This is a genomic window from Sporocytophaga sp., from assembly GCF_017745095.1.
GTDB lineage: Bacteria > Bacteroidota > Bacteroidia > Cytophagales > Cytophagaceae > Sporocytophaga.
Map to the genome: position 1 here is coordinate 15,402 of NZ_JAGHZZ010000060.1, position 13,205 is coordinate 28,606.

The window sequence follows — 13,205 nt, forward strand, 5'->3', positions numbered from 1 at the left end:
TTATTTTTTTACAAAATTTATACTTTTATTTCAATTAGAAAAATTTATTAATGATTGCTGTTATTCAAAGAGTTAAACAAGCTTCCGTTACCATTGACAACATGCTAAAATCCAGTATATCTGAAGGACTTCTGGTTCTATTAGGTATTGCACATGAAGATACACAGGAAGATTCAGACTGGCTTACTAAAAAAATAATTAACCTAAGAATTTTTTCTGATACTGAAGGAAAAATGAATTTATCTCTGAAAGACATTAATGGAGACCTATTGGTTGTGAGTCAGTTTACTTTGCATGCGAGCACTAAAAAAGGCAATAGACCTTCCTTCATTGAAGCGGCAAGACCGGAAAAAGCAATTCCCATGTATGAACAATTTATACATCTTAGTGAAAATGAACTTGGAAAAAAAGTATATACAGGTGAATTTGGCGCGGACATGCAGGTACAACTTTTAAATGATGGGCCTGTAACTATTATCATTGACACAAAAAACAAAAATTAAATGACTATAAAAGAAGCTCAGGAAGCTGTTGATCAGTGGATTAAAACTACAGGAGTCCGCTACTTCAATGAATTGACCAATACCGCTATTTTAATGGAAGAAGTCGGAGAAGTAGCCAGAATCATGGCGAGGAAATATGGAGAACAATCCTTTAAAAAAGGTGAAGATGGCAAAGACCTTGGGGATGAATTCGCTGATGTTCTGTTTGTATTAATATGCCTTGCAAACCAGACAGGCGTGGATCTGACGGAAGCTCTGACAAAAAATATGGAAAAAAAAAGCATCAGAGATAAAGACAGGCATAAGAATAATGAGAAGTTGTTTTAAATAAAAAAAATAGCTGTATCCACATTGTTTACAGCTATTTTTCATTTTTTAACCTTAATGCTTTACTCAGAAATATTATAATACTCCTTCACCGCATCATAATCAGAAACATCTGGTGAAGTACCTTTTCTCTGAACCTTCACCACTGTAGAAGCTGGAATTATAAATACCTTAAATTTGGTAAAGGTTACGGGAGTAGCATATGATGTTGTATTGTCCCAGGAATCTACAAGCTTTACTGTATATGAATAGGTATTTGGCGTTACAACGGACTTATAGACATACCCTCTAGTCTCATAAAGAGAACCAGAGCCAAGGCCAGGAACAGGATACCAAGTAGTTGGTGATTCACTGGATGGATTATAATATGCCAATACTAAACTTGAATCCATCATTATTTGAGAAATATCTGAAATGGCATATTCTGTAGCACCTGTGAAAGTTTTACTACCATAAATATAAACTTTGACATTATCATTTCCTGAAGGGGAAACATCTTCCTTTTTGGAACAGGCAGTGAACATTGTCATGATCACAGCTAAAAGGATTTGATTAATTTTCATAAAAGAATTTAAAAGGTTATCTCTTATAAAGGTATAAATTCCGTTTTCTAATGGAAAGGATAGAAAGTAGGAAGACTTGTTGTGGCAATCAGAGTGACATACACTCACCTCTATTATAATAACTTACATTTTTAAAGATCCGAAAACCTCTTTTAAAAATACCACCAAAGCTTCCCACGAACGCTTTGCTGCTTTTTCATTATAGGCTGCACCTTTAGCATTATCATTTCCGGCTTTCTCTTCAGTAAAAGCATGAACAGCATTCCCGTAATAAACCATCTGCCAGTCTGCTTTACCATCACGCATTTCTTTTTGAAACCCTTTAATTTCTGCATCTGAAACATAAGGATCATCTGCACCATGCAGCACCAGTACTTTAGGTTTAATTAACGCATTTGCTCGTGAAGTATCTTTACCAAGCCCACCATGAAACGAAACTACTCCTGCTACAGGAAGCTCTCCTCTTGCTGCCTCCAGAGCACCAGTACCACCAAAGCAATAACCCATTACAACAATCTTAGAAGGGTCAGCACCTACTTTTATAAGTTCTTCTAATGCAGCTTTAATTCTAGACTGATAGATTGCAGGATTATTTTTATAGTACGAAGAAGTTTTCGCAGCTTCTTGTTTGTCTTTAGGTCTTGAATTTTCGCCATAGATATCAGCGGCAAGTGCATTATATCCTAACTTGCTTAATTGATCAGCTGAATGTTTTGCATGCTCATCAAGCCCCATCCAGGCATGGATTACAATTACACCTGGAGCTTTACCTTTTGAACCCTGAGCCTTTACAAAGTAACCTTTTAATGCAGTTGAACCATCGGAATATGTAACATCTTTACCCTGGGCAAAGACAAGATTTGTGAGCATAACAAAGGCAATGATTATTTTTAACAATTTCATATTTGATAATTATGTTTATCTAAAAGTATTTTGAATCAGTCATTAAAGCAACAAATTCGAAAATTCGATACTTTTTTCCACTTCAAAAATAAGAAAGCCGATCTGAAATAGACCGGCTTTCTTTTATTCATTTCATCCTTAGCCAACCGCTATCTTCTGTTGGTTTTCGGAGGTTTTTAAAGCATTCTTATTTTTCTCTTCAACCTGCTTGTTTACGTAGTAAGTCATCACCAAAGCGGCAATCATTGCCACCAATACAACATAGCCAAGAATGTCATAATTATGTATGTGCCCATCGGCTGTTTGAACGACTATTAAACCAGCAATAGCTGATCCGATACCTCCTGAAGTTTGCTGAACCGCTGAGTTAATGCTCATAAATGCACCTCTGTCCTGAGGTGAGGGAATGCCTGTCATTAATGCAGAAGAAGATATGATACGTGCTGTAATACCTGCAAACATAAAGATATTAATTACTATCAACAACCATAAAGGTGTAACTCCAAGATGGCAGTATATCATCATCGTAATCATACTCAAAATAGTACCGATAAAGAAGATATTATACTTTCCGATTTTATCGCTGTATTTACCTATTAGGGGGCCGGCAACCATTGAAAATATGCCAGTGACTCCATACAATATTGGAAGGCTATCTATTGAAATCCCAAGGTTGTTTGTTGTAAATGCACTGGCAAATGGCATGATCATAAAACCTCCGGTAGCTAGCAGTGTAGTAGCTGCAAATGCTTTTACATAAGACTTGTTTGAAATGGTTTTCTGAAGATGTTGAAATGCATTTCTTTCTGATTTAATCTTGAGATGGTCCGTTACCGGTTTCATATAAAGAAACAAAACAACTCCTATAATTACGCTGAAACCAGCGATCATCCAGAAAGGAGCATGCCAGCCAAATTGATTGGCGAGATAAATTCCAACAGGTATTCCTAATATCTGGCTTACTGAAAAGGCCATTTGAACAAATCCCATTACACGTCCTCTTACTTCCATTTTAAAAAGATCTGTAATAATGGCAAAACCTATAGAACCGATGACTCCGCCAAAAAGTCCTGTAACAACTCTGGCAATTAGTAAAGACTGAAAATCTGTTGCCAGAGCGCAGAAAACTGTACCTATAATAAAGCCCACATAAAATAGCATGAGCATTTTTTTTCTATCGAACTTGTCTGCAAAACCTGCCGCAGCTATACCAGCAGCACCTGCACTCAGCGCATAACCTGAAACAACAAGGCCAAACTGAGAGGTTTTCATATTCAGTTCTTTTAAAAGTATAGCTCCAAGAGGAGATAAAACCATAAAATCAAGAATGACGGTAAACTGCAGTATCGCCAGCATAGCGATCATGAAGACCTGGTATCCGGTGAAGAGTTTTTCCTTCTGTATAGTAGTTGTCATATTTTTTAATTTTAATCCATCAGCTCCTCACAAAAGAAGCCTGCTTCATTGATTGTTTTTATAATTGTTTCTATTTGAATTGTAGAAGTTTCAAGTCTCAGCACTTTATCACTATCTTCCAGGTCTACACTCCAGGAAGAAATTTCCTTTATTTTCCTAAAGAGAGGTTTGATCAGTTCAAGATCCTTCTTCAATTGGATATTAGTCCGGAAGACCAGCACTGTATTAGTTGTTCCCATGGCGATCTTTTTTAAAATGAACATTCATTTAGTTAAACAGCCCCAAAATTAGGGCTTCAGGGCTTTTAAAACGAGCTGCAGTGTTTGCATCATCAATTCATCAGTCAGGTGAAATTCTTTGCTAGCGTAACTATGGCCTTGAGAGTGAAATTTAATCAACTGATATAAAGGGCCAAATGCTATGGACCAGTGAGCTTCAAAAGGTAACTCTATTAATTCCTTATTCTTAATGGCATTGGCCGTAAATTTTTTCATAACATCCCTGAAATGTTCCTTATTGGCTTCTACAAATTTTTCATAATGCTGGGAATGTTTGATCTGTTCTACAAAAAGCATTTCGGTAGGATTTTCGGTAAAAAACCTTGCTCTGTTCCTCCACTGTAATTTCATTCCCTCTTCAAAACTCATTTCCGGATCGAAATTTTCAAGGCTTGTACAGGTTAGTTTTTCACTGGCATACAATGCAAGTTGTATAATAAGGTCCTCCCGGTCTTTATAGTAAATATAAATTGTAGCAGGAGAAACACCGGCTGCCCTAGCTAGCTTTTGCATACTAAGTCCATCGAGCCCTTCTTTCACAATCATTTCGACAGCCTTTTGCCTGATTGCTATTTCTTTATTTTCGTCTCTTGCTCTCATTTCTTAATTACATGCAAATATAAATGAATGTTCATTCACTTAACAAAAATAATTTAAACTTTCTTTATAAGAGGCATATATCATTAATATTCAACATGATAATTAATATCTTAAGAAGATAAAATCGTATTTCTAAATTTTACAATAAAAAAAAATAAGCAGAAGAGAGCTTTTAACTCTAATCTGCTTATTTCCTCCACCAACAACCTCTATTAAAATTTTAAAAAGCTATAGCATAAAAGGCCTTTTCACCATTGGGATAAACGCCTTGTACCAGCACTTCATTCTGTTTATTCTTATTGATGATCTTAGTTGCATCCTCCATGGATTTCACAGGAATTTTATCAATATGTGTGATGATGAATCCATCTTTCATGCCAGCGTTTTTGAATTTCCCGGCCATAACTTTCTCTATTTTCACACCACCTTTAACCTTAAATTTCTTAGCTTCCTCTTTTGAAAGATCTCTTAACTGCGCTCCAACAAGGGTAGCCATTTCATTAGGATCCTTTTTGCTTAGCTTTGTACCACCAGTACTGTTTTTTAGAAGCACTTCAGTTTCATTAACTTTACCTCCACGAGAATAAGATAATTTAATCTTATCCCCCGGTCTGTGAATAGCTACTATTTCTTGAAGCTCAGATGGAGAGTCTACAATATGGCCTTCAATCTTTTTGATTATATCGCCTTTTTGAAGACCTGCATCAGCGGCAGAACTCCCCTTTACAACAGAGTCTACATACACCCCATGAAAATCCGGGATTTTCTTAGCTTTTACCAGGGCTGCATCCAGATCCTGGATAGTTACACCCAGAATGGCCCTTTGAACCTGGCCATATTTTTTCAGGTCTTCAACCACCTTGAATACAATATTAGATGGTACTGCAAATGAATATCCTGCATACGATCCTGTTGGGCTGGCAATCGCTGTATTTATCCCTATCAGTTCTCCTTTAGTATTGACTAGGGCTCCACCACTATTACCAACGTTTACTACAGCATCTGTCTGAATAAATGATTCAATGGCCATATTGCTTTGTTCTGCAAGCACACCTACATTTCGGCCTTTGGCGCTAACTATTCCCGCCGTAACTGTCGAGGTCAGGTTAAACGGATTTCCAACAGCCAGCACCCATTCGCCAATTTTTATGATATCGGAATTGCCATAAATGATGGGAGTTAATTCTCCTCCTTCAATTTTCAAAAGACTTAGGTCTGTTTCCGGATCTATGCCGACTATCTTTGCAGTGTAACTTCTTTTATCATTCAGTACGATTTCAATTCTATCAGCTCCTTCAATAACGTGATTGTTACTCACTATATACCCTTCTCCGGAAATAATAACTCCAGATGCAGATGCAACTGGATACTCTTCCGGTTTCTGTTCTTTTTCCTTACTTTGATCTCCTTGTGGGGACTCAGCCTGGCCACCGTATAGCTCCTCCAATAAATCCTGAAGCGGATTTTCCAGGGAAGCAGAACCTTGAGGAGAATTTGAATATGTCTGAATAAAAACCACCGCAGGCCTTGATCTTTCCGCGGCATAGGTAAAATTCATCCGCTCCGGCACTACAATATTTGTGTCTATGGGAGCAGGTGCCTGCAGACCTGCATAACTAAAATGATTCATTCCTGTGAAGGATAGAACCAGAGCCATCATTAATTTTGTCCAACTTCTCATACGCGTCTATCTTATGGCAAAGACAGTTTTACTGGTTGTCATTTGCTTGTTTATTTATTCAACTGGCCTTGTAGAACAATAGTTATTCGAACATATTTTTGCAGGATTTACAGGGAAAAATTGAGGTTTAAAAACAGATTGAAGAAATGTACTCCTAAAAGGTATAGTTTAACAAACACTATTTTTGGCCTAATCGAATGTTAAATAATTTCACAGAGAAGATACAGAGAACCACTGAGACTACTCTGTACTACTGAAAATTTAGCCTTTGATTAAAATCTTTGCTTTAATAAGAATAAGAAACAGGTTAAATAAAAAAAACAGGAATTTACTCCTGTTTTAAATCTTTGGAAATTAAAATTTCGCAATCTGAAATTAACCTTTCACAGAGCTAAATCTTGAGAATACTCCTAAAGGCAATTTCTTTTTAAATCTATCTTGCAGGAATAACTCACCTATTTCAAGATTTTTTCTGTCGCCGAAAAGCTGCTTGGTAAATGTCTCTAGGATAAGTGCAGAAAATCCTATTGAATATAGATTTATAATGAAGAAATAATTTTCATTATCCAGTAGCTCAGCACAGTACTTCAGCATTTGATTCAAGTGTTCCTCTATGATCCACTTCTCACCCGTAGGACCTCTTCCGTAGGCTGGTGGATCAAGAATAATACCTTGATACTTGTTTCCTCTCTTTACTTCCCTTTGAACAAACTTCATAGCATCTTCTACAACCCAACGAATATCGGTCAGTTGAGATGCCTCCATATTTTCTCGTGACCAAGTAATCACCTGCTTTACAGAATCTACGTGTGTTACATCCGCACCAGCCGCTTTCGCAGCAATAGATGCTCCGCCTGTATAAGCAAAAAGATTCAATACTTTTGGCTTTCCTGGCATGGCTTTCACTGTATCATAAATATAGTCCCAATTAGAAGCCTGCTCTGGAAAAATTCCCACATGTTTAAAGCTTGAAAGGCCTAATCTGAACTTCAGCTCCATTCCTTTATAGGAATAAGGCATCAGCCATTGCTCTTTCATTCCTTTCTTCAGCACCCACTCTCCCCTTTCGCTGTCAAAGTTTTTATTACCTTCTTCTTTTTTCTTTACGAAAGCAGCGTTGTTCATTCTGCTCCATTCGTCTTCTCTCATAGATGGATCCCAGACAGCTTGTGGTTCAGGTCTGGAAAGAATGAATTCGCCGAACTTCTCCAGTTTTTTATAATTTCCCGAATCTATCAGTTCATAGCTTTTCCAGTTTTCGGGAGTAAGTAATTTCATTATGTTAATGGAGGTTAAAGGAATTATATGAAAATTCTATTCTATTAAAAACATAAAGTGTAAGCACCTTTCGATACTTACACTTTTGTTAATTATAATTTTGAAATTAAGCTTCAATCCAGGATTTCACTTCATCGATTGTAGGAGCTTTGATTTCAAGCTTCATCTTTTTTCTCATTCCGCAAAGATCGTTGAACAACTTGTTGGCATTTGCAGATTTCAATTGCTCAATATTGTTAATGCCAGCTTTCTGCATCAATGGAATCCATTCTTTCTGAATTCCTCTTGCAAGATATTCTGCATCAGGAGTCTGCTGTATCTGCTTCTCAGGTTTCATCTGAGGGAAGAAGATAACGTCCTGAATAGAATTTGAATTGGTCATGATCATTGCAAGACGATCAATTCCAATACCCAGACCAGCAGTAGGTGGCATACCATACTCAAGGGACCTTAAGAAATCCTCGTCAAGAACCATTGCCTCTGTATCTCCTCTTTTACCTAGCTCTAACTGCTCTTCAAATCTTGCTCTTTGATCCACAGGGTCATTTAATTCTGAGAAAGAATTACAGATTTCTTTTCCATTACAAATTGCTTCGAAACGCTCTACCAAGCCTTCTTTCGTTCTGTGTCTTTTGGCAAGTGGTGACATTTCAACAGGATAATCCATGATAAATGTAGGCTGGATAAGGTTCGGCTCACATTTAGCTCCGAAAATCTCATCTATCAGCTTTCCTTTACCCATGGTATCGTCCACGTTTATATCAAGACTCTTAGCTACATTTCTAAGCTCTGTCTCATTCATGTCATCGATGGTGATGCCAGTGAAATGCTTGATTGCTTCAAACATGGTAAATCTCTTCCAAGGTCTCTGGAAGCTGATCACATTATTACCGACCTTCACCTCTGTAGTTCCATGAAGCTTCAAAGCAATTTTCTCAACCATTTCCTCTACCAAATCTGCCATCCAGTTGTAGTCTTTGTAAGCAACGTACAATTCTATCTGGGTAAACTCGGGATTGTGGAAACGAGACATACCTTCGTTTCTGAAGTCTTTTGAAAACTCGTAAACACCATCAAAACCTCCAACGATAAGCCTCTTCAGATATAACTCGTTTGCTATCCTAAGGTAAAGGGTCATGTCTAAAGTATTGTGATGCGTTTTAAATGGCCTAGCAGCAGCACCTCCATAAAGCGGCTGCAGAATCGGAGTTTCCACTTCAAGATAACCTTTGTTGTTAAGGTAATCTCTCATCGTGTTCACAAGAGCAGTTCTCTTAATGAAAGTATCCTTTACATCCGGATTCACGATAAGATCGACATATCTTTGGCGATATCTCTGCTCAGGATCTGAGAATGCATCAAACACCTTTTTATTACCTTCTTCATCTTCTGCTTCTTTGACGATTGGCAGTGGTTTCAAGGCTTTTGTAAGCAATGTAAGGCTTGTAACGTGAATGGAAATTTCTCCGGTCTGAGTAGTGAATACATAACCTGTCACTCCTATAAAATCTCCTATTCCAAGAAGCTTTTTAAAGAATGTATTGTAATATGTTTTATCCTCGTCCGGACAAAGATCATCTCTTCTGACGTATAATTGAATTCTGCCGGAACTATCCTGAAGCTCTACAAAAGACGCGTTTCCCATGATCCTTCTGCTCATGATCCTTCCTGCAATGGAAACATTCTTATAATCCGTCTTTCGCTGCTCGTAATGCTGATGGATGTCTTTTGCCGATACGTTTACATGAAAAGTCTCTGATGGGTAAGGGTTTATACCCATTTTCATCAAAGTTTCCCTTTCTTCTCTTCTAATTAGTTCCTGTTCACTTAATTGCATAATATTTTTCCAATGAGAGGACAAATCTATAAAGATTCCGTCAATTTCCTGACAGGTTTTAGATTGAAATCTTACAGAATAATATTAAAAAGGTGTTTTTCATGTATTAGTTCGCATCCAGAAGATTATTTTTCCATAAAATGATGCCCTTCGAAAGCCTCTGGTTCAGTTTATCTCATCTTTATTCAATAAAAAAAGAAATCTCAAAAAACTGAACAACAAACACTTAACTACTACTCTTCAAAGTAAACAACTTGTACAGTGATAAAATGTAACATATCTCAAAAGGAAAACAGAGAACTGACTGAAAAATCTGTGCCTTTTCCAGATTTTATAATTAGTGGAAATAAGTTGGAGGTCGCAGCTCCGATGGTAAAATATTTATACTTAACAGAAGTCATACACCCTAATCCAAGCCTTGCATTTCCTCCTACAAAGAAACCAGGACCTATTTCAAAAAAGTCATTCCAGTTATATGTATATCCAACAGATAACTGATTGGAAAACTCATTTAATTTAAATTCTTCCAATGCACCTGAAAAATAAAAATATGCCCTGTGTTTGCTATAATGCACGAGTGTTCTGTTAAATAATATTTTATCATCAGTATTACTTTGCCAGGAAAAGAGAACATTCAATCTCTTATTCAAAGGATGATGATAACTATTTTGGGTTCTATTTACAGTCAAATCATTGAATATGGTATCATCTTTGATTCCCTTAAAACCCTCGTCAGGATTGAAGCCCTCAAAATGAATGGATGAACTATGCTGAAGGCTTTCAACAGATTTATTAAATCTGATACTACCAACATCCACTAGAGAGATAGAAGCCGAATAATTTTTTAAGTTAAAAGATAAACCCGCATCCATTGACACACCAGTTCCGGTAGTATTCCATGGATTTGAGGAGACGTTCAGAATATTGGAAGTATGGAGATCGAAATCAGAATTAACATCAATATACTTTCCTCCTTTATCCATATAAAAATCTACTGAAGCCTTTTTGGTTAATACAGATGCCATACCACAAAGGAACTTTATCTTACCTCCTCCTGAAATCGAAAAGTCTTTTCTTCGGAAAATTTTCCTTGTTCCCCCAATAAAAAATTCTCTGTAATAAATTCCATTAAGTTTAATATTATTCAATTTCATGTTCTGACCGGCATAACTTTGATCCCCTTTTAGTACAAGTTTCATAAGGTCACCGGGGAATACAATATCGGCCTCAGCCCTGTCTGCAATTCCAGCATTGAAAGCCCAGTTTCCACGCAACCTGTCAGGAACATAGTATGCTAAAAAAGTAAATGCCATTGCATTCAAATGGATTCTGTTTGAATACTTGAAATTTTCAGGATGATCGAGAATGTGAGTCTGAATATCAGTATTGCCGCCGAGAGCAGAGACCAATTTTTTATGTCTTATGAAATTATTGCCAATGCCTGCATATGCATTTAATGGGAAATATATTTCAAATTGATCTCCGTTTTCATTAAGAAATGCTGGTTGGTAAAAGGATGTCAAACCAGCAAATTTATAAGACGCAATAGCAGGAACAATTGTCTGTGCAAGAGATAGCAAAGGAAGGCCAATAAGCAAGCAGCAGACTTTAAATCTCATAGCCTATATGGGAGACGAATAAATCATTATGATGAAAGATTAAAATCAGAGACTATCAGGTTAAAAACCTGTAATACTGCTCCGTGTTTACAAAAATGGATTGAAACATTTTATCCCTTATTTGAAGGGAAGGACCGTCAAAATAAGTTTATTCGGAAAAGAGGAAACAAATCGGTATTTCAGGAGTGATATGCTTTTCAAGCATAGATTCGCTGCTCTTAATTCACCTGAAGCTTATTCTAAAATTTCAAAATAAAAAGCAGCCTTTACTGCGATTAAAGGCTGCCATTTTGGATTTTTAAATGTTTATATAAAATCAAGAAATCACAGCACCTCTCTTAGATCTCTCCCATGCTGCTGACTGTTTTCCTTTCACAAATCTTATAAATCCAGCAAATACCGCATAGTTCATGATAAAGAAATAATACGGTATAAACAAAATTTTTACTCTTAGCTCTCGATTCTCTAGGTACCAACCTACCATTGCAGCAATATAAAAGAATACTTGTGCAGAAAATATTATCTGATACATATAATGCTCGAAAAACAATAAACCGTTTGCCGGAAGCAGCAGTAGCAGCAATATTGGGGTAATACTCCATCTCAATACCCTATGAGATATAAACTGAAATGCAAGCCAGAAATTCCTAAAGGGATTCATTGCAGACATAAGTCTGCTCATAGACTGCCATCCACCTGCACAAATCCTTACTTTTCTCTTAAGCTCTTCCCTTACTGATGCTGATGCTGTTTCCAAAGCATAGGCTTTGGGCTCATAAACAACCCTATAGCCCTTTTCAGCAATTCTCATGGAAAGCATAAAATCATCAAGAATAGTATCTGTTTCCAGTTCAGTAAATAACTCCTTTCTGAAAGAAAACAATTCACCCGCCGCTCCAACTATAGTTGACATTTCTGAATCCATACGTTTAAGAAACGATTCATACTTCCAGTAAACGCCTTCTCCTGCGCTGGATGCAGTCTCCGCTTCCTTTGACATTATTCTTTTTTCTCCACTCACAGCACCGGTAAGTGGATCAGCATAGTGTTTAACAATTTCTTTGATCGTCTGCGTCGGTAGAATAGTGTTTGCGTCAGAAAATATTACTATCGGAGATGTAACATGCTTCATAGCTCTGTTCTCAGCAGCGGACTTTCCACCTCTCTGATCTTCATGCAGCAGAAGAACATTTTCATATTGCTTAACAATTTCCGGCGTTCCATCATTAGACCCATCTGTTATAAAGATTATTTTCAGCTTATCTTTTGGATAATCAAGCTCAAGTGAATTTTTAATTTTGGATTCTATTATTTCAGCTTCGTTAAAACACGGTACTACAAAACTCACCTCTGGCTGATAATTAGTATCACTTGTTTTGGTGCTACCATTAAATAACCGTTTAATCTTCACAAAGAAAAACATAACAAAGCCATAACCTACATAGGTGTAGAATACTACAATCAGACCAATCCAGAAAATTATTTTTGCATAAAGAGTAATCCCATCCATACATCAAACTATTTAATTAATTAACTCCGTTTTGCTTCGCGAGTTCTTTAACCCTTTCCCATTTTTGTGTACCAAAGTCGTATTGCTTGATAATTTTAGCAGGATTACCTGCAACAATAGAATATGGAGGAACATCTTTAGTAACCACACTGCCACCTGCCACAACAGAGTGTTTGCCAATTTTAATACCTGCGGTAATAACAGAATTTGCACCTATCCAAACTTCATCTTCTATAATAATATCTGCAACTGAGCATTTCTGCAGACAAATGGGCATAGAGATGTCTTCATATCCATGATTTAACCCTGAGACGACAATATTCTGAGCTAGGATAACGTAATTCCCTATACTCACTGGCCCAATTATAACATTTGACATACCAACCCTTACATGATCACCTATCACTACAGGTCCCATTCCATTATTGACAGTAGAAAAGTCTTCGATTGTTGAATTCTTTCCCAGAACAAAAGGATTAAAAGGAACTACATCCATCCTTGTAACAGGACGAATAACACTTCCTCCCCCCTTTTTATGCAACAAAGGATTAATCAGCCATTTTACCCATGCCCGTGGCCTTGCCTGATTTTTAGGAATAAGTAATCTGTGAATAATCTTTTTTAGTACCGGATCTGATTTTATTCGTTTTATAAAAGAGTCAATTGTTTTCATATTAATTATCAATCAAA

General features: G+C 36.8%; 13 protein-coding genes. 2 read left to right on the forward strand and 11 right to left on the reverse strand.

The window, feature by feature from the left end:
- Positions 1–50 precede the first annotated feature (50 nt).
- Positions 51–503, forward strand: a complete 453-nt coding sequence (gene dtd / locus J7604_RS26220; RefSeq protein WP_293903352.1) for a D-aminoacyl-tRNA deacylase — start codon at positions 51–53, stop codon at positions 501–503.
- Entirely contained in the window at positions 504–830 is a 327-nt protein-coding gene (locus J7604_RS26225; RefSeq protein ID WP_293903355.1) for a nucleotide pyrophosphohydrolase, read from the forward strand.
- Between the two features lie 62 nt (positions 831–892).
- Here the strand turns inward: J7604_RS26225 and J7604_RS26230 are convergent, their stop codons facing one another.
- The 11 genes from J7604_RS26230 to J7604_RS26280 form a co-directional block, all read right to left on the reverse strand.
- A complete protein-coding gene (locus J7604_RS26230) occupies positions 893–1,393 on the reverse strand; it encodes a hypothetical protein (RefSeq protein WP_293903358.1) in 501 nt (166 codons plus the stop codon).
- Positions 1,394–1,516: 123 nt separating this feature from the next.
- The gene (locus tag J7604_RS26235) at positions 1,517–2,296 is read right to left on the reverse strand and encodes a dienelactone hydrolase family protein (RefSeq protein ID WP_293903360.1); all 780 of its coding nucleotides are present in this window, start codon (positions 2,294–2,296) and stop codon (positions 1,517–1,519) included.
- Positions 2,297–2,434: 138 nt separating this feature from the next.
- On the reverse strand, positions 2,435–3,712 hold the full coding sequence (locus J7604_RS26240) for an MFS transporter (protein WP_293903363.1): 1,278 nt from the start codon (positions 3,710–3,712) through the stop codon (positions 2,435–2,437).
- 11 nt (positions 3,713–3,723) lie between these two features.
- Positions 3,724–3,951: a hypothetical protein gene (locus J7604_RS26245; RefSeq protein WP_293903366.1), complete on the reverse strand. Its 228-nt coding sequence runs from the start codon at positions 3,949–3,951 to the stop codon at positions 3,724–3,726.
- 48 nt (positions 3,952–3,999) lie between these two features.
- Complete coding sequence (locus J7604_RS26250; RefSeq protein WP_293903369.1) at positions 4,000–4,590, reverse strand: TetR/AcrR family transcriptional regulator; 591 nt, start codon at positions 4,588–4,590, stop codon at positions 4,000–4,002.
- A gap of 220 nt (positions 4,591–4,810) precedes the next feature.
- Positions 4,811–6,271, reverse strand: coding sequence for a trypsin-like peptidase domain-containing protein (locus J7604_RS26255; protein WP_293903372.1), 1,461 nt, complete (start codon positions 6,269–6,271; stop codon positions 4,811–4,813).
- A gap of 375 nt (positions 6,272–6,646) precedes the next feature.
- The gene (locus J7604_RS26260; RefSeq protein WP_293903374.1) at positions 6,647–7,549 is read right to left on the reverse strand and encodes a class I SAM-dependent methyltransferase; all 903 of its coding nucleotides are present in this window, start codon (positions 7,547–7,549) and stop codon (positions 6,647–6,649) included.
- Between the two features lie 106 nt (positions 7,550–7,655).
- A complete protein-coding gene (lysS, locus tag J7604_RS26265; RefSeq protein WP_293903376.1) occupies positions 7,656–9,386 on the reverse strand; it encodes a lysine--tRNA ligase in 1,731 nt (576 codons plus the stop codon).
- Between the two features lie 281 nt (positions 9,387–9,667).
- Positions 9,668–11,005 carry a DUF5723 family protein gene (locus tag J7604_RS26270; RefSeq protein ID WP_293903379.1) on the reverse strand — a complete coding sequence of 446 codons (1,338 nt, stop codon included), beginning with the start codon at positions 11,003–11,005 and terminating at the stop codon, positions 9,668–9,670.
- 316 nt (positions 11,006–11,321) lie between these two features.
- Positions 11,322–12,515, reverse strand: coding sequence for a glycosyltransferase family 2 protein (locus J7604_RS26275; protein WP_293903382.1), 1,194 nt, complete (start codon positions 12,513–12,515; stop codon positions 11,322–11,324).
- A gap of 16 nt (positions 12,516–12,531) precedes the next feature.
- Entirely contained in the window at positions 12,532–13,188 is a 657-nt protein-coding gene (locus J7604_RS26280) for a DapH/DapD/GlmU-related protein (RefSeq protein ID WP_293903385.1), read from the reverse strand.
- Positions 13,189–13,205 lie beyond the last annotated feature (17 nt).